This is a genomic window from Paenibacillus soyae, from assembly GCF_024623455.1.
Classification (GTDB): domain Bacteria; phylum Bacillota; class Bacilli; order Paenibacillales; family Paenibacillaceae; genus Pristimantibacillus; species Pristimantibacillus soyae.
Window position 1 is genome coordinate 1 of the sequence record NZ_JANIPJ010000036.1, and the last position, 21,287, is coordinate 21,287.

A 21,287-nucleotide genomic window follows, 5' to 3' on the forward strand; every position below is an offset into this window, starting at 1 on the left:
TTCTGGTATGATTGTCATCGAGTAGAGTCCCTTCTTGGTGGCGTGGTAACCCCGAGGATACTCTACTTTTTTGTGTCTTGGAAAGACTCCAAATGTTGGTACACAACTTATTGTACGTCATCCCTGCCGCGGAAATAACGTTATTTTATCCGTTAATCGCAACGGTCGCACCTTGGCCCACTAGACACACCATTCGCACCAGTCGAACCGCTTGTGTCGGTCACACAAGACACACAAGCCGCGCCATCGACCAAAAAAAGGCTCGAGCCGCTGCGTCCGCCATTTTCCCGGACCTCGCGCTCGAGCCTTCATTTGTCCAAAACTCATCTATACTCGCAACTATCGCTTCTCTTTCTTTTTTACGCTCACTTGAGCACCTTGCGGATCCACTTCAGCTTGTCGCCGTAAGGCGGGAACAGCATGCCCGTCTCGAACCGCGTGCTGCGCTTCAGCACGCTCTTCCGGTGGGAGAACAGCTCGAAGCTGTGTTTGCCGTGATAGGCCCCGATGCCCGAGGGTCCGACCCCGCCGAAAGGAAGATGCGGGTTGATGATGTGGGAGAGCGTATCGTTGACGCAGCCGCCTCCGAACGACAATGTCCCGAGGACGCGCTCCTGAACGGACCGCTCCTCCGAGAAGACGTACAGCGCAAGCGGCTTCGGGCGGTTCCGTATCCACTCGATCGCATCGTCCAACCGTTCGTAACCGATAAGGGGGAGAATCGGACCGAACAGCTCGTCTTCCATCGCAGCCGAGTTCGCGGCTTGCTCCGACACGCGGCCTAGATCAAGAAGAGTCGGCTCGATATACAGGTCGTCACGATCATTGCGTCCCCCGTGCACGATGCGCTCTCGTTCGGCCTCCAGGATGGCCGCCAGACGGTCGAACTGACGAGCGTTCACGATCCGGCCGTATTCGCTGCTTGCGCTAGGATCATCCCCGTAAAAGCTCCCGATCGTCTCCTTCAGCTTACGCGCAAGCGGCTCCTTCACCGATTCATGGACAAGCACGTAATCGGGGGCGATGCAGGTCTGCCCCGCGTTCATCAGCTTCCCCCACGCGATGCGTTTCGCCGCCAACCCGATGTTCGCCGTCCCGTCCACGATGACCGGACTTTTGCCGCCCAGCTCCAGGGTAACCGGCACCAGGTTTTTGGCTGCAGCTTCCATGACAATCCGTCCAACGCCCGTGCTGCCGGTGAAGAAAATATAGTCGAACGGCGCGTGAATCAAGGCGGAAGTCGTCTCTTTCTCCCCTTCCACGACCCGGACAAAAGCCGGCTCGAACGTATCCGCGATAAGCCGGCTGATGACGGCCGACACATGAGGCACGCTCTCCGACGGCTTGATCACGGCGCAATTGCCCGCGGCGATTGCCCCGATCAGCGGCTCCAGCACAAGCTGCACCGGATAATTGAACGGACCGATGACGAGCACCGTTCCGTACGGCTCGAGCCGAATTTGGCTGCTCGTGCCGAATAACTGCAATGGCGTCCGCGTTCTGCGGGGCTTCATCCAGCTTCTCAGCTTCTTCGACATCTGCGTGATGCTGCCAAGCACAATCCCGACCTCCGAGGCGTACGCTTCCGCCTCGCTCTTGCCCAGATCAAGGCGCAGCGCCTCCAGCAGCTCCTTCTCGTAGCGCCGGATGCCTTCCTTCAGCTTCCTTAGCTGCTCAAGACGGAACGAGGCATCCGCCGTTTTCCCCTGTCGGAAGAAGCCGCGATGCTCCTCCAGCATGTCCATGACATTCTCTTTCGTTATCATATACGGAGCCCTCCAGCCTGTTTTCTTGACGATATGACTTCTAGTTCTGCGCCGTCTGCCGATTTCCTCTCCCCAGCGTTACTTCGCTTCGGCCAAGCCCTGAGCCCCGCCCTTCAAGCCGCGCTGCACCTTCAACAAGCGGAGGAAAAACCCGGCCGCCGCGCAGGTCAAGCCGATAATGATGCCGACCCAAAATCCGAACGCCCGAAGCTCCGTAAACGCAGACAGCAAGTATCCCGCCGGAATTCCAATAATCCAATACGAGACGAAGGCGATGACGAACGGCAGCCTGACATCCTTGTATCCGCGCAGCACCCCGAGTAGCGACGCCTGTGCCGCGTCCGATATTTGATAGAAGATCGCAAAAATCAAAAACTGCGCCGCAAGCGCGGCTACCTCCGGCTCCTGCGTGTAAAGCTCCGCGATCGGCACGCGGACGTAATACAGCACGACGGCGCACAGCGCCATAAAGCCGACTCCGCCGCCGACGCCCAGCCTCGCGTATTGCCTCGCATGCTGAAGCCGCTCCCCTCCGACCGAATAACCAACGACGATCGTAAGCGCCATCGATATGCTAAGCGGGATCATGAAGATCAGCGACGAGAAGCTAAGCGCGATTTGGTGTCCGGCCGCAACCTCCGTCGCGAACATTGAGCCGACCATCAACGTTACGACCGAAAAAATGCCAACCTCGAAAAAGATGCTCAGCCCGATAGGAATGCCGATCACGAATAGCTCCTTCCATGCCTTCCACGACGGAACGGCCCACTCTCTGAACAGCCGGTATGAACGCATCGCCTCGACTTTGAACGTCGTTGCGATGCTGACCAGCAGCACGAGCCAATAGGTGACCGCCGTCGCATAGCCCGCTCCGATTCCGCCCAGCGCGGGGAATCCGAGCTTGCCGAAGATCAGGCAATAGTTCAAAAGCACGTTAAATGGCACAGCCAGCAAAGTAATGTACATGGAGATGCGCGTGAAGCCTTGCGCGTCGAAAAAATACCGCAGCACGTTCGATGCGAATAACGGGATAATGCCGATGAGGAGCGCCAGCAAATATTGATGCGCGATATATTCAACCTTTGGCGTAAGGCCCATGTACTCTAATAAAGGCAAAAAAGCAACGGCGCCGATACCGGCCACGACAAGCGCGATCAAAACGGAGACATACAACGCTTGGCTGATCGCCCGCGCGATTCCTTCGCGCTGCCCGCTGCCCATCAGCTGCGAGACGATCGGCGTCACGGCTAACAATATGCCGTTAATGCCCGTAATGATCGGCATCCAGATCCCCGATCCCATGCTCACTCCGACGAGATCCTCGCTGCTTACGCGCCCCGACATGATCGTGTCGGCAAGATTCATCGCATAGAGTCCTACCTGCGTGACCATAATCGGCCATAAAATGTGCATGAAGAGCTTCACCTTGGCTCCCCAGCTTTCCGCATGAAACATGCTGCAGCCCCTTCCTATAGAAGAACACCCTCCTGATCAGGAGGGTGCTCTGTTTGATCTATTCCGTCCGCTTCGGCAACAGCTTCATATATCCGTCCGAAAGCTTCATCAGTTCTAGAATATAATCATAGTCCTCGCGATACTTGCTGAAATCTTCAACCGGCTCGAATGTTTCCAAATCGATTGCCGTGCCGTCGTCGAAGCCTTTGCCCGGCACGAACATGATATCGTCGTTGAAGAACGAGCCTGTTGGCATGTAGTAACGCATACCGACTACGTTTTTGGTTGTGTTCAGAAGATCCTTGCCGAAGACCGTATACCCTTCGTTCTCGAGCGAAATGCCAAGCAAGTTCGCTACGGTCGGCATCATATCGACTTGTCCGCCGACGCCGTCGACCGTCATTCCTTCAACCCCTGGCACGTGGACAAGGAACGGAATGTTGAAGCGGCTGATGTTTTCTTGGTATTTGACGCCGAGCACTTCTTCCACCCAAGCGGCGTCGTTATCTTTGGTTTGAAGGCCCATATGGTCGCCGTATACGACGAGAATCGTATCTTCCCACATGCCGTTCGCCTTCAAGTTCTCGATGAATTCGCCCAGCGCTTTATCGGTATAGTTGGTTGCCGCCACGTAATGGCCCAGCTGCTTGCCGCTCAGCCGCTGCGGCACGTTGATGTTCAGGAACTCCTTCTTCACCCAGAACGGATGGTGGCTGGAGGTCGTCACGAACTGCGCATAGAACGGCTGGCCTTGCTTGTGCAGCTCGGTCAGCTTCTCCAGGCCGACGCGGTACATCTCTTCGTCGGAAGCGCCGAAGCCGTTGAACTCATCGTTCACGAACGACGGCTTGTCATAATATTTCGTGAAGCCTAGCGCAGGATAAAGCTTATTGCGGTCCCAGAACGTGACGTCGTTGACGTGGAACGTGTTCGAAACGTAGTTCTGCTTGGCGAGCAATCTCGGCATCGACGGGATTTCCCGGTCGCCGTAGCCTTTGGACATCGCGATAGTGCCCGTCGGATAAATACCCGTGTTGCTGATGAATTCGGCGTCGGACGTGTTGCCCTGACCGATCTGTTGGAATACTTTCGGGAAGTAGAAGCTTCCGTTCTCGATCAGATCATTGAGCACCGGCGTAACTTCTTGACCGTCCACTTCCAGGCCGATCATCAGATTCTGGAACGATTCCAGCTGGATCACGATAACATTCTTGCCTTTGGCCGCTCCGAAGAACTTCGGCGTTCCTGCTTCTATAACGCCTGTATCTTCTCCGTTGAAGCTTTGCTCCAGATCCTCCAGCGTTTCTCTCGTCTCATCCGTCGAGCCGTTTCTAATCGCGCTGTTTTCTTTGCTCTCGTTAATCGCGATGGCGACTTGGTAATTCAGAACGCCCAGTCGCTCCGCTTGAACAAGCTCGTTCGGAATATCGAGGTCGGTGCGGATATACAGGAACGAGGCGCCCAGCGCGACGATCAGCGCAATGCCAACATACAGCGGCTTCGCGGCAGGCTGGCTTCGCGGCTTGTCCGCTTTGCTTCTTAACGTAACCAAATACAAGATGAGCAATACGGCCAGGTCCAGGAACAACAAGAAAAACTTCAGGCTGATCGCGGACTCCACGCTCTCCTTCACTTGGCCGACCTGATCAAGCCCGTGCAGCGCCGTATACGAAGGAATGCTGCCGAAGAATGAAAAGTAGACCGAACACGCGAATAGGATCAACGACATGATGCCATTGCCAATACTCATGACCGCCGTCTTCCAGCGCGCCGAAGAGATCAGCTCCAGCACGCAGAGCACGACGAGCACGGCCGCGGCATCGGACAGCAGCCTGCTGATCTGCACCTCTTCGAAGGTAAAGCTGCGGAACAGCGCCATCTTCAACATAATCAGAATAAAAGTCGCCCAGAACGGCGATTTACGGTATTGATTCATGATAGCATTCACTAGCTCTCACTCCCCTTTATTTACTTTAGCCCAAAAGAAAAACCGTCGACAAACGACGGTCGCACGCTGCAGAAATGTTAACTTCATATTAACGTATTCTGTCGAATAAATAAATAGGGAACAATAGACATTCTATCTCTATTCGTCGCCCTGCCACAGACGACGGAACGATTCGCTCGAGGCGAGGAGCGACTGCATCGTGCCCTCCGCTTCCACGCGGCCGTCCTTCAGCACGATGATGTGGTCGGCTTTGGCGAGCGCCGCTTTGCGATGGGAGACAACGAGGCATGTCGCGTCTCCCCGCTCCTCGAACAAGCGCGCCCACAGCTTCTGCTCGGTCTCGACGTCGAGCGCGCTCGACAAATCGTCGAACACATACAACTCCGCGTCGCGTACGAGCATGCGCGCCGCGGCCGTGCGCTGCGCCTGTCCGCCGGACAGCTTGACGCCGCGCGGCCCGATCATGGTCTCGAGTCCGAGCGGAAGCTGCTTCAGATCCTCGTCCATCACGGCCGTATGGACGGCTTGCGCAAGTTCCTCCTCCGAATCCGCGCGGCCTAACAGGATGTTCTCCTTCAAACTGTCGCTATATAATCTCGGCACCTGCGCCGTATAAGCGCTTCTAGGCGGAACGAAGAACGAACCGGGATCCGTAACGACCTCTTCGTTCCAGCGAACCGTGCCGCTGTCCATCGGCAGCAGCCCTAGCAATGTCCGGACGAGCGTTGTCTTCCCGGAGCCGATCGGCCCTGTAATGACGGTGAACGTTCCTCTTCGAAGCTCGAGGCTGATGGACTCTACGCCCCTCCCCGTCTCCGGATAGCGATAGGTTAAGCCCGACGCTTCAAGCGACTGCAGCTGCTCTTCCGTTTGCAGCTTCTCCGCCTGCTCCCGCATCTCTGCATCCTTCTTCTTCAGATGGAGCGGCTTGAACACCGTGAGCACGCGCGCCGGCGCTCCTTGCAGCAGCTCGGTCAATCGCGAGAACGCGACGCCCATCTGCTTGTAGTAGGTCAGAAATTTGCCGAAGTTCGATATGAACTGCGTCACGAACGTCAAATAATAAACGAACAGCGCGAAGTCGCCAACCGCAAAATCTCCGCCGCGCATTTTCGACCCCGCCAGCAGAAGAATCAATCCCGTCCCCAGATTGACCGTATTGGAGAAAATCGAATCCAGACCCTCGGTCATCAGCTTATCCTTCAGCATCGTCTTGCGGCGCGTGTCGTTCAGATCCCTGAACCGGTCCACGACCCGTTTCTCCGCGCCAGCCACCTGAATAGCCTGCACGTTGCCGAACATGTCGCTGATCGCCCCGGTCACTTGGGAGGTCGCCTCCCGGCTGGCGGAGCGGTATTTCTGAAGCTTTGTTGTCGCGAGCTGAGCCGCTATGACGACCAGGACGAGCGGCAGGAATACGAGCAGCGTCATTTGCGCGTCGATTCGAATCAAAATAATGCAGGACACGATAGCGAAGCATGTCATCCCGAATACGTCGACCGACCAGCTCACCGCTTCCTCCGACTGATCGACATCGTCCCGGAAATAGCTGATCGCTTCACCAGGCGAGCACGGAATCGCTTTGGCGCCGGGCTCCTTCAGCACGTGCTCGAGCAAGTTGCGCCGAAGAAGCATGCCCATTCGGAACCGAAAGTTGACGTCGGTGATGAAGCCGATCCAAATGGTCGCGCTTCTGGCCAGCGCCGCGCCGACGAGCAGCGCGACAAGCATGCCGGTTCCGATACCTACAGCGCTATTGAATTCGAGCGAATCGAAGAACGCCTTCGTTATCAGACCGGGAAAGATCGGCATCAAATAAATGATCGTCCACATTATCGCGTTCGCGATATACCAGCCCTTGCGGTATCCGATCAGCCGCATCATATATTGGAACGGGTTCATGCCGTCACCTCCTCTAGCCCTGCCGCAAGCATGCGGCTGAACCTCGACTCCGGGTCGCTTGCCAGCTTCGTCCGTTCTCCCGCTTCCACGATGCGTCCCTGCTCGAGAATGACGATCCGGTCCGCGCGCTGAATCGTCGCGAGCCGATGCGCGATAATGACGCAGGTGCGCTCCTCCAGCAGCTTGTCGACCGCCTTCTCGAGGCGATGCTCCGTCAGCGGATCCAGGCGCGAGGACGCTTCGTCCAGAATGACAAGCCCCGGATCGTTCAAGAACACCCGGGCGAAGGCTAGCAGCTGCGCTTCGCCGGCCGAGAGGCTCCCGCCTCCCGAATCCAGCCTGGTATTCAATCCGTCGGGCAGCGAATCGAACCACTCCTTAAGACCAAGCCCGCGAAGGACTTCCTCGATCGCTTCATCCGGAATGCTTCTATTATAGAAGGTCAGGTTGTCGCGCACGGTGCCTTGCATGATTTCGATATTTTGCGTCACCAGAGCGACCTTATCCCGCACTTCCGCCAGCTTGCAGTCGCGGATATCTATACCGCTAAGCTTGACGCTGCCCTGCTGCGGATCGTAGAAGCGGAGCAGCAGCCGGCCGATCGTCGTTTTCCCGCTGCCCGTCCTTCCGAGAAGACCAAGCACCTCGCCCGGCTTCAATTCGATGTCGATTCCCTGCAAAGTCGGTTTCTCGTCGTAGCCGAACGTTACCGAATCGATATGAAGCGCCAGCGGTCCATCCGGCAGAGGAACGCCTTGGCCGTCCTGAATTTTCGGCTGCAGTCCGAACAGCTCTCGAATTCGCTGCATGCTGGCGTCCGCTTTCTGCAAATCTTCGATCTGCGTCCGAATCTTCTCGATGGGCTTCGCGAGCAGCTCCGTATAGAAGAAGATCAGGTACACCGTGCCGATCGTAACACTGCCCGACTTCCACAGGAACGCGCTGATGGCGAAAGCCATCGCATTGCCGAGCGCGAAAACGATGATCGTCGTGATCCACATCGAGGCGAAGCCCAGGAACGCCTTCTTCCGCAGCGGCAGCATCCGCCTTAGCAGCGAATAGAAGCGGCGCATGACGAACCCGGAAGCGCCATTGGCGCGCGTATCCTCGGTCCCCTCCAGATGTTCGCCGATGAAGCCGTAAAATTCCGCGTTGACGCCGCGCCAATCCTGCCAGACCGGAGCCGCGAATTTGCGGATCCATTGAATGACGTACATGGCGAAGAAAACAAACACCAGCATGCCTGCTCCGATCCAAATATTTTCGCGGAAAAGAAGCACGATAATACCGATCATCAAAATCAGGTTGCCCGCCAAGTGAATAAGGAAGCTTGAGAAAAAGTTGGCGAGCGCGTTCACGTCTCCGTCCACTCTCTCGATCAGGGAGCCCGACGTATTGGACTTGTGGAACGTCATATCCAGCTTCAGGCAATGCTCCGCGAGATCACCTCTAAGCTTGTTCGTCGTGCGCCAGGCCAAGTTCTCGCTGACGTAAGTCGCTACGACGTTAATGACCTGCCCGACGAGGGAAAAGCCGATGAAGATCAGGGCGGCATACAGCAGAAGCTCGAGCGGTTTGTCCGATTGGGCCGTGTCGATGAAATAGCGGATGATCTGAGGGTTCACCAGCTGCAGACCGATGGATACGAACAAAAGGATGGTCAGCAAAATCAAGGAAGACTTCTGAGGAAGCAAATAACTGCGTAACATACTGTAACGATGATTGACGCTTGGCGTGCCGGCTTGCTTGTTCATGAGTTTCCTTTCCCCGCCAAAGCGGAACATTCTTCGGTTGTAAGCATTAGACATGTCTGATATGATTTTTACAGATTGGGCGCTACTTCGACAGAGTTCGCCTAAGAAGCAAGACGATTATAAGGAGGTAACGACCCTGAGCTCTTTCGACGACAATAACAACAACAGCGGTAACAACGAGCCAAGCGGCGGCTCGCAGGATTCCTATTCGCCGGATAACCGCGCGAATGAATCGGCTCCTCAAGATACGGCCCCGCAGGCATCGCAGAACGCCGATTCGAGGCATGCGAGCGAACAGTTCGACCCTTCTCCGGCCCAAGAACAGGCATCCGACGATCATGATTTCCATGACCATTCGAAAGCCCCTCATCAGCCGGTTCGGGAGCAATCGTTCAGCCAGCAGCCTCCTACACCGCAGCAAGCGTACGGACAGCCGCCTTACACGGCGCCTCATCCGCAGCATGCTCCATATCCGCAGCAACCGGGAGGTCAACCGCCTTACGCGGGACAGCAGCCTTATCCGCAAGGACAAGCGCCATACCAGCAAGGGCAAGCTCCTTACCCGCAGGGCCAGGCTCCATATATGCAGCAGAACGGCTCCTATCCAGGCAATAGCGGCGGCTTCCAATCGCCTCCGCCGTATCCGCCGTACAACCAGCCGGCCAAAACGAACAGCAAGTCGATCGTGACGCTGGTGCTTGGCATCTTGTCGCTTATCGTTCCGTACATCGGCTTCCTGATTGGTATTGTCGGCATTATCTTCGGCGCCCTATCCTTCAAGGAATTGAAAAAAACCGGCGAGCAAGGACGCGGAATGGCCATCGGCGGCTTGATTACCAGCATCCTCGGCACGCTGTTCTGGGGCTTGATCGCCATTATCTTCATCGTCTTTCTCATTATCGGCTTCAGTGAAGGAAGCGGCTACAACAACAATTTTTATTACTAGAGTTCTAATTAGGAGTTATCTATTCTTATGACCAAGCTTATATCCTGGAACGTTAACGGACTTCGCGCTTGCGTGAACAAAGGCTTCCTCGACTACTTCCATGCCAGCGGCGCGGACCTCTTCTGTCTCCAGGAGACCAAGCTTCAAGCTGGCCAGCTCGATCTGCAGCTGGAGGGCTACCGCCAATATTGGAATTATGCCGAGAAGAAAGGGTACTCCGGTACCGCCATATTCTCGAGAATCGAGCCTCTCTCCGTCCGTTACGGACTGGAGACGGACGATGAACCCGAAGGCCGCGTCATTACGCTGGAATTCGAATCGTTTTACCTTGTGAACGTATATACGCCGAATGCCCGGCGCGACCTGTCGCGTCTGGACTTTCGGCTCGAATGGGAATGCCGGTTCCTCGATTACCTGAAGAGTCTCGACGCCGTCAAGCCCGTTGTCGTATGCGGGGATTTGAACGTCGCTCATCAGGAGATCGACCTCAAAAACGCGAAGTCCAATCACGGCAACTCCGGCTTCACCGCCGAAGAACGCGGCTGCATGACCAAGCTGCTGGAGTCGGGCTTCGTCGATTCGTTCCGCCACCTCCATCCGGACCGGACGGACGCCTACACGTGGTGGTCGTTCATGCCCAAGGTGCGCGAGCGGAACATCGGATGGCGCATCGACTACTTCCTGGTATCGTCCCGGCTGGCGGAACGCATCGCGGACGCCGGCATCGAACCCGGCGTAATGGGAAGCGATCATTGCCCGGTTACGCTTACGCTATCATAATCTTTAGCCCATTCGGGCGGCACCGCGCGTGCCCCTCGAATGGGCTATTTTATTGGCTCGATTAGCTCGAGGAGGTCGGGATGAACCTGCGGAGCCAGCTGCCGAAGTTCGCGGGGTTGCGGCTCTGGATCAGGATCGTGCCTTCGCCCCGGAAACGGCAGACGAGCATCTCTCCGCTCTTCCAGCTGGATACCCAGCCCTTGGACGACTTCTCGATGCCGTACGACATATGGCTCGGCCATGCGACCAGATGCCCGTTATCGATAACGACCTCCTCGCCGGGTCCGAGCTTCACTTCGTGAATGGCGCCGAAGGAGGAGAGGAACACCGTGCCGCGGCCGCTGATCTCCACGACAAAAAATCCTTCGCCTGAGAAGATGCCTTTGCTCAGGTTCTGCATCTTCGTATTCACCTCGATGCCGCCGGTGCCCGCCAGGAATCCGTCCTTCTGCACAAGCAGCGTGTAGCTGCCGTCGAGCTCGACCGCCCGGATATCCCCGAGCGACTTGGGCGCCAGCATCAACTCGCCTCCGCCTCTTGCCGCATTGACTTCCTGGAAGAAGAAGCTTTCGCCGCTTAGCATGCGGCCGATTCCCTTGAGGACGCCGCCGTCCGTCGTGCCTTTCAATTCCAGAGTCGGAGACATCGATACCATCGCCCCGGATTCCGCTTTGACCCGCTCTCCCTGCTGCAGCCGCAGCCGCAGCATCGCGAACGCTCCTTGATTCAACAGCTCGTATTGCATCTTACGTGGCCTCCTCAAGTCGTTATGTATCGTTCTTTACTCGTTAAAATATATTCCCAGTATACCGAAAATAACCGAACGTGTGTATTCATTTAATAATGTACCTCCTATCCGCTGGAAGGACAAGGTAGAGATTGATTATAGCTTTTGTTTCACTTGGCGCCTAGCCCCCGCATGCCTTAAAGTTCAGTTTAGCGATTGAAAATAATTCCACTGAAAACGAAAGAGGAGATTCACATCATGCAAGAGTTACACAAAGGTTTAATTAAAGGGCTACATTGGGAGGACGGCCCGCAGGACGTTGTTCGTCAGGCGCTTCTCGCCAAGCAGTATGCAATGGACTATTTGAAGGAGGCGCTGGTAGGGGTTTACGTTCACGGCTCGTTGTGCCTGGGGGCATTCCATGAAGGACGAAGCGATCTGGATCTGCTGATGGTCGTTAACCGTCCGCTGACCGTGCAGGAGAGATTCCAGCTGATGGTCGCGTTCCTCGGCTTCCATAGAACGCCGGCTCCCATCGAAGTGAGCATTATGCTGCAGGACGACCTGCTGGAATGGAAGCATCCGGCTCCGTATCAATTCCACTTCAGCGATTACTGGCGCAAGCGTTATGCCGACATGGCGTATTGGGACGACGCGAGCTTCTGGGATTACGAAGGCGAACGGACGGATATCGACCTCGCCTGCCATGTCTCGCTCGCGAAGCAGTTCGGCGTAACGCTGCATGGCCCGGCCGCGGGCGAGCTGTTCCCAGCCGTCCCGGAAGCCGACTTCTGGGAGTCGATCCGAAGCGGAGCCGAGAGCCTGATGACAGCTGCCGAAGGAGACGCGTGCCTCACGGTTCAGGAGGACGAAGCTCAAGGCATTCTGACGTTGGCCCGAATCTGGTCCTATCAGGAGCACGGCATCTTCTTCACGAAAACCGAGGCGGCGGAGTGGGCGGCAAAACGATTGCCCGAGAAGCTAAGCAAGATTTTGCTCGCATCCATCGAGGTGTATGGCGGCTCGCGCTCCGGATTCCACTGCCCTCCCGAGAGCTGGAACGAGCTGCGGGCGACGATGCTCACTTCGTGTCCGCTTTCGCTCACGCGGTCCGCGTAAAGCCTGGGGCATTCATGCTCCCAGGCCCGCGGCGGCCGAGCTTAGCTTTGGCTTCGCTTGCCTCCGCAGCTTGGCGCGTTTGAACGAAACGACTCTCGGTCCTCTATTTACCTCGTTCCCGCTCTTTTGGCGCATTTAGACGACTCTCGGTCCGCTATTAATTTCGTTCCCGCTACTCTGGGGCATTTAGACGTCCCTGGCACGCTTATCGCACTCTCCTCCGCCGTTCTCGCGCATTTAGACGTTTCTGGCACGCTTATCCGGTTCAGTCACCGATCCGAAACGCCCGATCCAATATCCCCCGCGTCCGACTCGCACCCGTCCATATCCGTCTCGAGACCGAGTCCGCATCAAACTCGAGCATCTGTAAGCGCCTTCCATTATGTGGCACCATTAGGAGTAGAGAATATACGTCGGAGGTGCCGCATTGAATACGTCTTCCCCATCGGGTTCCTTATCCATTCTTCTTCGCATGTTAAAACGCACCAAAAAACACCGCCTGTCCTACGCCGGAGTCAGCGCAATGGCTTTCGCCGCTTCCCTGCTGCCCGTCGGATGGGCCGAAGCGATGCGCCGGCTGTTCGACGCCGCGTACGCGCTTGACCGCGGCGCGCTCGGCCTAGCCGCCATCTGGTTCGGCGCCGTCTTCGCGGCCGAAGTCGTCATCGCGCTTGCGCAAGCCTTCCTCATGCAGCGGCTGTCCAACCTGACGACGCTGGACTTGCAGCGGGACGTGCTAAGCCGGCTGTTCGTCATGCGGCTGGCCAAATACGCCAAATGGCATACCGGCGACAAGCTGCAGAGGCTGAACCAATCTGCCGTTAGCGCGCAGACCGGCATCAACCAGAAGCTGCCGGAGCTCGTGCAGAACGTCCTGTCCATCGTCTTCCTGTTCGCGTACCTGACCGTGCTGACATGGGAGCTCATGGCCGGAGCGCTCGTCGTCGCCTTGTTGATCCCCCTGCTCAGCAACGCCATGGGCAAGCCGATCCGCGATAACCAGAAGCGTACGAACGAGCTGCAGGCGAGAACCGACGCCGCCCTCCTCGATCAGCTGCAAGGAGCCGAGGTGGCACGCAGCTTCGGCCTTCGCGCCTCCTTCAACGCCAGCTGGGAGCATGACGTGGAGTCGACCCGCCGCAAGTGGCTGCGCACGGATATGCTCCGCCATCTGACGAATTCGTCGGTCGGCATCGGTTTTTCATTAGGGCAGGCCTATATTCTGGGCATGGGCGCTTGGATGGTGACGCAAGGGACGCTCGGCATCGGCTCCATCGCGGCCTTCATCCTGTCGTACGAGCGGATCGTGTTCCCGCTTGCTCATCTCGCCAATACATGGGCCGCGGTGCAGGACGCCATCGCCCATGCCGCCCGCGTTCTCGAGCTGGCGGACGAGGATTCCGAAGACGAAAGCGCAGCTGCTCACTCCTCATCAGGTAACAAACTCACTGCGTTCCCTGCTGCAGGAGGCGATCTGCAGCTCGACGATGTCGTCTTCCGCTACGGCGATGAACCGGTCCTTCGCGGCGTCACCGCGACGTTCCAACAAGGGAAGACGACCGCGATCGTCGGTCCGAGCGGCAGCGGGAAGAGCACGCTGCTCAAGCTGCTGCTCGGCCTTCACCCTGTCGATGCCGGCTCCATCCGCTACGGCGGCGTCGAGCTCGCGGGCGGCAGCTGGGAGAGCTTCCGGCAAGCCGCCGCCTATCTCCCGCAAGACGCCGCTATCTTGGACGCCAGCGCCGCCGACAATATCCGAATCGGCAAGCCGGAAGCGAGCGACGAAGAAGTGAGGCAAGCCGCCATCCTCGCGAATGCCCACGATTTCATCGGGGCGCTACCCGGCGGATACGGCCACAAGCTTGGCGAAGGCGGCGGCCGGCTGTCCGGCGGCCAGAGGCAGCGTCTCGCGCTTGCCCGCGCCTACGTCCGCAACCCGGACGTTCTGCTCCTGGACGAACCGACCTCCGCCTTGGATGCCGGCGCCGAAGCCCTTATGCAGGAGGCGCTGCGCTCGATCATGCGCGACCGGACCGTCATCGTCGTCGCTCATCGCCTGTCGACCGTGCGCGACGCCGACTGCATCCATTACATGGAGAGCGGCCGAATCATCGAATCCGGCACGCATGAGCAATTGATGAGCCTGCAAGGCCGATACGCCGCGCTTGTGCAGGCAGGCGAATTTACCGAAGAAGGAGAAATAGCCTCATGAAGAAGGAGCCATCCATCAGTGCCGAACCGCGGCTCAGAGAGCTGATTCCGCTGCTTTGGAACAAGCTCGGCAGCAGCAAGCTTCTGTTTTCGCTCGCTATCTTTTTATGCCTGTGCCAACTGGGAATCGATATGATTATTCCGTACGTCCTAGAGCTTTATTTCAATATGCTGGATGCCGGCGACATTAACAAGGTGAGCGGAGTCATCATTACTTTTAACGTGGTGTTTCTGACGCTTACGGGGCTTGGCCTTCTGGGGCATTATTTGAGGCAAAATAACATGAGCATCCTGCATCGCGTCGTCACGCTGGATTTGGCGGACCATGCGCAGCGTCTCCCGCTGGAGAACGCCTCCGCCTCCCATTCCGCCGATCTGTCGCAGCGGATCATGTGGGATTCGAACAAGGTCACGCAGCTGCTCGTTACGATATTCAACCATATGGGAAGCCAAATTCTGCTGCTGCTGTTCGCCTGCGCATACATGCTGACTCTCCATTGGCAGGTAGCCGTTGGCGCCATGATTCTGATGCCTCTTAGCCTGCTTGGCAGCCATCTGCTTCGCCACAGGCTCGCGCGGATCGCCAAGGAAGTCGCCGACCAAGAGAGCGCGGTGAAGCAGTCCCAGCAGGACGCGCTGCAAAATATGGATATGCTTCGGGCCTATAACGCGCGCGATTGGATGACGGAACGGTTCGTCGCCGAACGGAGGAAGCTGAACGCGCTGTATATGCGGAGGATGTGGTGGCAGCAGCTGGTGCACACCTTATCGGTGACGTCGGCGCTGCTCATCGCGTGGGGAACCATTCTGTTCGTCGCCTGGCTCGCGGTCCAAAATAAAATCCAGCTCGGCGCGCTGATGGCGTTTTTCGTGCTCGTATGGAGAGTCTACAATCCTCTGCTAAATCTAGGCAGGCTATGGGGAGAAGCTCAGGAGGCGAAAGGAGCGGCGGCCCGGCTCGCCACCCTTTGGAGAGCCCTCAAGGAGCCGTCGGACCGAAACGAGCCCAATGGAATACCCGCATCTGTCAGCGAGGAGCTGCATCCGGGAATCCCTATCCTCTCATGGAAAAATATCCTGTTCCAATACGAGGAGCACGCCTCCATCCAACTGACCGAGCAAGCCGCACCCGTCTCCGAGGCATCGGATCCCGCCGCGGCTCCGCTGCTGCAACAATTCGATCTGGACATAAGGCAAGCCTCCTTCACTGCCATTGTAGGGCCAAGCGGATCGGGCAAATCGACGGTTGCCAAGCTTGGCGCCGGTCTGTTGTTCCCCCAGCGCGGTATCGTCGAGATTTGCGGCTCCTCCTCGCTCCGCGACGCCGAACAGGCCAGGAGATCCGTGGCTTACGTGCCGCAGAACCCTTATCTGTTCGCGGGCACGATTCGCGATAACCTGCGTCTGGCCAGGCCGGGAGCCAGCGACGAGGAGCTGGTCGAAGCCGCTCGCGCGGCGGAAGCGCATGCCTTCATCCAGTCGCTTCCGGACGGCTACGATACGCTGCTGTCCGAGCACGGAAGCTCGTTAAGCGGCGGCCAGAGACAGCGGCTCGCGATTGCACGGGCAATGCTGGCGGACCGGCCCGTATGGATTCTCGACGAGGCGACGTCCGCTCTGGATACCGAGACGGAACGCCGCGTCATGGACAACATTCTGAAGCGAGCCAAGCAGCGGGGCAGCGCTTTGCTTGTTATCGCTCATCGCCTCTCCACCGTGCAGGAGGCCGATACGATTATCGCCATGGAGAATGGCGAGATCGTCGAGCAAGGCACCCATGGCGAGCTTCTGGCCCCCGAGTCTGGCGTGTACGGGAGCCTGTGGCGCCAGATGGAAGGCGACCGCCCCGAACCGGCGATTACTGCCTCCTAACTGTGCCGCGCCAAAAAATCCAATCCATCGTCCGGCTGAGCTGGCATGGCCTTCAGACTTTCCCTTTCCGCACGGCTAATAAAACAAGCAGCGCGCCGACGTTCACTAACGTCCTGCGCGCTGCTTGTTTCCGTTCTTACACCGTCGTTTCCTTGCGGCCAATAAATCGCAGCATTTCGCTAATAAGCGGATGCAAGACGGACACATGGCCTTCGTCCTCGAATTTGCGGAATCTCAGCCGAAGCCCCGCTCCGTCATAAGGCAGCATCAGCTCGTGCAGCCGCTCCGCATCCTCGATCATGGACGGCTTCTCTCCGGCGCCGATACCGATCAATACGGAAGCCTCCATCGCTCCTCGGCGCAGCCGCTCCTCCAACTCGGGCCAGCGCTTCATCAGCTGCCGATCCTTCCACCAGATGGAAGGACTGCCGGCGATATAGGTATGGTAGGTTCCCGGCCGGGAGAACAGCATATGCAGAGCAAAAAATCCGCCAAGCGAATGGCCGAACAGAGACTGCCGGGCACGGTTGATGGGCGCCAGCGATTCGATGAACGGCTTCAGCTCCTCCTCGATAAAGTCCGCGAAGGCATCCGCCCCGCCGACCTTTGGCCAAGCCGAACCGTCCGGCCGCTCCGGCAGCTCCGACGGATCTGCGGGCGTCGTATAGTCGCAGAAGCGCGGCTCCGTCACGATCGGCTGCTCCGAATCGTAGCCGATGCCGACGATCGCCTGCGGCTCGATGCCATGCGGCTTGCGCCCCTGCAGCCGCATCGCCTCGGCCAGGGAGCCGAACGTCGCGTTGGCGTCAAGCGAATACAAGACGGAGAATCCGTCGGACGGCGGCTCTACATCCGGCAGCCAAACCGAAATCCGGTATTCCCGGCCCGTCTTCTTCGCTAGCATCTTCCATACCCGGGATCCCGGTATGCCGGAACGGGAAATTTCCCGCGCACCCCAAGCCGGCGCGACTTTGGCCGGTGGAACCGCACCTGCGTCAACCCCAACGGGGAACAGCCAAGCCGCCGCTTTTAGCAGCTTCTCCGCCATATACAGGTGATCATGCGTGCCGCCCTCCCGCATCTCGAACAGCAGCTGCTCCGCAGGAATTCCTCTACGGACCAGCACATCCGCCGCTTCTATGGAATAAGGGACCATATGCCGCTGGATATTGTCCTTGTAGATCCCCTCGCAATCGCCTACCGACATGTATACCCGTATACCCCTATCGAACACAGCCTGCTCCCTTAGGAAAGGAAGCACGCCTTCGAACCAGAAGGAAGCCGACAACAAGCCTAGTCGACCGAATACGTCCGGCCGCCAAACGCCGGCAAACAAAGAAACCAAGCCGCCGAAGGAGCCGCCCATGATCGCCGTGCTCTCCGGCCCCCGCAGCGTTCGATACCTCTCGTCGACGAGCGGCTTCAGACGATCCGCCACCTCGTCCACGTATTCGCGCCCCCTACCGCCGAAGTCGGGATAACCCGCGAACAGCTCCGGCGCCGGCCACGGCGTATATTCCGCATTGCGATCATGAGGCGCGATTCCTACGTAAATGATCTCCTGCAGCCTGCCCTGCCGGACCAGATGATCCAGCTGGTTCGATACCATCTCGAACAGCTCGCCGCCGTCCTGAACGTACGCGACGGGAAAAGCTCTGCTCTCATCGACGTGATAAGAGGGCGGCAAATAAACAAGCAGCTTCCTGCCCAGCCGTTCGATCCGCTCAAAATGCATCATTTCGCAAGCCACTCCTCTTCTTTAGCTTTTTGACCGAATCAACAAATATACGAAATACGGCACGCCTATAATCGAGATGACGATGCCCACCGCAAGCTCGGCCGGAGCGAATATCGTCTTCCCTATAAAATCGCCGAGCACGACCATCGCGGCCCCGATGAGACCGCTGACCGGAAGGCTCGACCGATGGCGCAGCCCTACGAGCCTGCGCGCGATATGCGGCGCGATCAAGCCGACGAAGCCGATGCTTCCCGATACGGCGACGCTGGCGCTGACGAGCCCGATGCTGCCGAACAGCAGCATGTTCTTCTCGCGTTCTACCGCCGCGCCGAGCCCCGTCGCGGTAGGCTCCCCTAGCTGGAGCACGTCGAGCGTCCGAGCCCGCCACCAGAGCAGCGGCGGGATGACGACCAGCCAAGGAACCATGGCGGCGACGAACTTCCAGTTCGCGCTGTAGATGCTGCCCGCCAGCCAGACGGCCGCCATCTCGAAATCGTTGGGGTTCATCTTAAGCGATACATACATCGTCAAAGCTCCGAAGCCCGAAGCGATGGCGATGCCGACGAGAATAAGCCGCTGCGGGTCCAGCCTGCCCTGCTCGCGGGCGAATAGATAGATGAGGCTGGTCGCGAGCAATCCGCCCGCGATGCCGAACATCGGCATCGCCATAACCGCTGCCCAGCCCGTCAGCTCCACCGTGCCTTGGAATAAAAACATATAGAGGACGACGGTCAAGCCCGCTCCCGCGTTAATGCCGAGGATCCCGGGATCCGCCAGCCCGTTGCGCGTCACCCCTTGGATGACGGAGCCCGCCATGCCGAGCGCGGCGCCTACAAGAATGGCTAGCACGATGCGAGGCAGCCGGAATGTGAAGACGACAAGCTCGTGCTCCCGGCTTGAGCCCATTCCAAGCAGTGTCTTCGCCACCTCGCCGATCGACATGTCGAACATCCCGTTTGTAATGCTGAGGTAAAAGCCGGCCGCAATGACGGCCATACACGCGCCGGCCGCCGTCCACGTTCTCGCCATGGAATGCTCAGGCATGCTTACCTCCCCCTCTCGTCTTGATCAGGTATAGGAAGAAGGGAACGCCGAACAAAGCCGTCACGACGCCGATCGGCGTCTCGAACGGCTGGTTGACGAAGCGCGACAGCAGATCGCACAGCGCCAGGAACAACGCGCCGAGCGCGCCGGATACCGGAATGACCCAGCGATAATCGACGCCCGTGAAATACCGGGCGATATGCGGAATGATAAGGCCGATAAACGCGATTTTCCCGGCGATCGCTACAGCTACGCCCGTCAGGATGACGACGGCAAGGATCGCCATCGCTTTGACGAGCTTCGTCCGTAGGCCTAAGCTCGCGGACACCTCGTCGCCGAGCGCCAGCGCCGTAATCGATTTCGATAACGCGATGGCCAGAGCCAGACCGACGATCGCGAACGGAATCGCCAGCTTAAGCAGCTCCGGATCGACCTGATGCAGCCTCGCGTTATACCAGAAGCTGATGCCCTGCGAGATTTGATAGTAGCTGCTCAGCGCGGCCGACATGCCGCTCAGGAAGGTGCCGATAATCGTGCCCAGGATCGCGAGCTTCACCGGCGACAGCCCGTTCGGGATAAGAGCGGCCATCCCGAATACAAGCGCGGCTCCGATCGCCGAACCGACCATGGAGAGTGCGATCAGGCTGACGGAGCTCCCGCTCGGCAGGAAGATCATCGCGGTCGTCACGAGAAAGACCGAGCCGTCCGATACGCCCATGATGGACGGAGACGCCAAGTAGTTGCGCGTCATGCCTTGCATGAGAGCGCCGGATACGGCCAGGAACGCCCCGATGAGCAGCGCCCCGATCGCGCGAGGCAGCCGGGACACTTGTATGATTTGATGATCGACGTTATCCGGATCGAACCGGAAGATCGCTTCCCATATCGTTTGAAGGGAGATGTCCTTCGCGCCGAACGAGATGGACAAGCAGATCATGCATATGGCGGCTGCCGGCGTCATCCAGAGGATGACGGCCGGCAGCGAACGTTTGAATCGCATAGTAACACGCCTTATTTATTCGGAGTTGGCGAAGCCTATTGCTTCAGTTGTTCCACGGCCGCTTTCAGGAACTCGATCTTGCTGTACGCCGTGCCGCCTTGCGCCAGCGGATCGACGACGTTAACGAACGACTTGCCGTTCTTCACCGCATTCGTACTCTTCATAATCGGATTCGCTTGTAGCTCTTCGAGCGTGTTCGGCGTATCCTTGTTCTCGTCCTCCGAGAATTGGATGAACAGATAATCCGGATTCATCTCCGCGAATTTCTCGACGGACAGCTCCTCCTGCGACTTCGCCGCTTCGACCTCGGCCGGTACCGCAAGCCCCAGATCGCCGTAAAGGATCGGGTTGAAGAAGACGTTCGCCGGGTACAGGTACATCTTGCCGCCGCGGATGCGAACGGCCGCTACCTTCTTGTCCTTCAGCTTGTCGCTAAGCTCCAGCTTCGCAGCGTCCAGATCCGCTTTGTATTTCGCGATCTCCGCGTCGGCTTCCGCCGTCTTGCCGCTCAGCTCGCCCAGCAGCTTCAGGTTCGCTTCCCAGTTCGTCGAGATGTGGGAGTACAGAATCGTCGGCGCGATCGCCTGCAGCTTCTCCGTCGTTTCAGCCGGGAATTTTGTCGAGCCGAGAATAACGTCCGGCTTCAGGGACAGAATCTTCTCGAAGTTGGGCTCCGTCTTTTCGCCGATCGACTCGGCGTTTGCCGTAACCGATTCGAACAGCGGCGGGAACGCGCCCGAGAAACTGATTGCGCCGACCGGCTGCACGTCCAGCACAATGGAATCCTCCATCGCTTCCACCGCGCCCGCGATTACGATGCGCTCGACCTTGGCCGGAATTTCGTATTCTTGATCCAGGTACGTAATTTTGCGGGTTCCGGCCGCTTCATCCGCAGCAGGAGCTTCCTCGCCTTCTTTCGCTTCGCCGTCCGCCGCCGCATTTTGATCTGTATTCGCGGGCGCCGACTGCTCGGCGTTTGCAGGCTCCCCGTTGTTATTGCCCCCGCATGCCGTCATGACAACCGC

At 58.2% G+C, this 21,287-nt stretch carries 15 protein-coding genes; 5 read left to right on the forward strand and 10 right to left on the reverse strand.

Annotated features, from left to right (window positions below):
• Positions 1-365 precede the first annotated feature (365 nt).
• The 5 genes from NQZ67_RS28785 to NQZ67_RS28805 all read right to left on the reverse strand — a co-directional run bounded on the left by NQZ67_RS28785 (position 366) and on the right by NQZ67_RS28805 (position 8,825).
• Entirely contained in the window at positions 366-1,766 is a 1,401-nt protein-coding gene (locus NQZ67_RS28785; protein ID WP_257452762.1) for an aldehyde dehydrogenase, read from the reverse strand.
• 78 nt (positions 1,767-1,844) lie between these two features.
• Entirely contained in the window at positions 1,845-3,221 is a 1,377-nt protein-coding gene (locus NQZ67_RS28790; protein WP_257452763.1) for an MATE family efflux transporter, read from the reverse strand.
• Between the two features lie 58 nt (positions 3,222-3,279).
• The gene (locus NQZ67_RS28795; RefSeq protein WP_371825371.1) at positions 3,280-5,169 is read right to left on the reverse strand and encodes an LTA synthase family protein; all 1,890 of its coding nucleotides are present in this window, start codon (positions 5,167-5,169) and stop codon (positions 3,280-3,282) included.
• A 138-nt stretch (positions 5,170-5,307) separates the two neighbouring features.
• Positions 5,308-7,071 carry an ABC transporter ATP-binding protein gene (locus tag NQZ67_RS28800; protein WP_257452764.1) on the reverse strand — a complete coding sequence of 588 codons (1,764 nt, stop codon included), beginning with the start codon at positions 7,069-7,071 and terminating at the stop codon, positions 5,308-5,310.
• Positions 7,068-8,825, reverse strand: coding sequence for an ABC transporter ATP-binding protein (locus NQZ67_RS28805; RefSeq protein WP_257452765.1), 1,758 nt, complete (start codon positions 8,823-8,825; stop codon positions 7,068-7,070). The genes NQZ67_RS28800 and NQZ67_RS28805 overlap by 4 nt, the downstream gene beginning before the upstream one ends.
• A 52-nt stretch (positions 8,826-8,877) precedes the next feature.
• Between NQZ67_RS28805 and NQZ67_RS28810 the strand changes: the two genes are divergently transcribed.
• Both NQZ67_RS28810 and NQZ67_RS28815 read left to right on the forward strand, forming a co-directional pair.
• Positions 8,878-9,771, forward strand: coding sequence for a DUF4190 domain-containing protein (locus NQZ67_RS28810; protein ID WP_257452766.1), 894 nt, complete (start codon positions 8,878-8,880; stop codon positions 9,769-9,771).
• A gap of 27 nt (positions 9,772-9,798) precedes the next feature.
• Positions 9,799-10,551, forward strand: coding sequence for an exodeoxyribonuclease III (locus NQZ67_RS28815; RefSeq protein WP_257452768.1), 753 nt, complete (start codon positions 9,799-9,801; stop codon positions 10,549-10,551).
• A gap of 61 nt (positions 10,552-10,612) precedes the next feature.
• Here NQZ67_RS28815 and NQZ67_RS28820 read toward each other — a convergent pair whose 3' ends face one another.
• Positions 10,613-11,296: a TIGR00266 family protein gene (locus NQZ67_RS28820; protein WP_257452770.1), complete on the reverse strand. Its 684-nt coding sequence runs from the start codon at positions 11,294-11,296 to the stop codon at positions 10,613-10,615.
• 240 nt (positions 11,297-11,536) lie between these two features.
• Between NQZ67_RS28820 and NQZ67_RS28825 the strand changes: the two genes are divergently transcribed.
• The 3 genes from NQZ67_RS28825 (at position 11,537) to NQZ67_RS28835 (ending at position 16,480) form a co-directional block, all read left to right on the forward strand.
• Complete coding sequence (locus tag NQZ67_RS28825; protein WP_257452772.1) at positions 11,537-12,397, forward strand: aminoglycoside adenylyltransferase domain-containing protein; 861 nt, start codon at positions 11,537-11,539, stop codon at positions 12,395-12,397.
• A gap of 427 nt (positions 12,398-12,824) precedes the next feature.
• Positions 12,825-14,609 (forward strand): ABC transporter ATP-binding protein, encoded by a 1,785-nt coding sequence (locus tag NQZ67_RS28830; RefSeq protein ID WP_257452774.1) that lies wholly within the window; start codon positions 12,825-12,827, stop codon positions 14,607-14,609.
• Positions 14,606-16,480, forward strand: coding sequence for an ABC transporter ATP-binding protein (locus tag NQZ67_RS28835; protein ID WP_257452776.1), 1,875 nt, complete (start codon positions 14,606-14,608; stop codon positions 16,478-16,480). Before NQZ67_RS28830 ends, NQZ67_RS28835 begins: the two co-directional genes overlap by 4 nt.
• 136 nt (positions 16,481-16,616) lie before the next feature.
• On the opposite strand, the gene NQZ67_RS28840 is transcribed toward NQZ67_RS28835, so the two are convergent.
• Genes NQZ67_RS28840 through NQZ67_RS28855 form a run of 4 tightly spaced genes read right to left on the reverse strand, consistent with a single transcriptional unit; the run spans position 16,617 to position 21,278 of the window.
• Positions 16,617-18,218 (reverse strand): alpha/beta hydrolase, encoded by a 1,602-nt coding sequence (locus NQZ67_RS28840; protein ID WP_257452778.1) that lies wholly within the window; start codon positions 18,216-18,218, stop codon positions 16,617-16,619.
• 21 nt (positions 18,219-18,239) lie between these two features.
• Complete coding sequence (locus NQZ67_RS28845) at positions 18,240-19,262, reverse strand: FecCD family ABC transporter permease (protein ID WP_306813132.1); 1,023 nt, start codon at positions 19,260-19,262, stop codon at positions 18,240-18,242.
• Positions 19,255-20,262, reverse strand: coding sequence for a FecCD family ABC transporter permease (locus NQZ67_RS28850; RefSeq protein WP_257452780.1), 1,008 nt, complete (start codon positions 20,260-20,262; stop codon positions 19,255-19,257). The genes NQZ67_RS28845 and NQZ67_RS28850 overlap by 8 nt, the downstream gene beginning before the upstream one ends.
• Before the next feature lie 35 nt (positions 20,263-20,297).
• Entirely contained in the window at positions 20,298-21,278 is a 981-nt protein-coding gene (locus NQZ67_RS28855) for an ABC transporter substrate-binding protein (protein WP_257452823.1), read from the reverse strand.
• Positions 21,279-21,287: the final 9 nt, after the last annotated feature.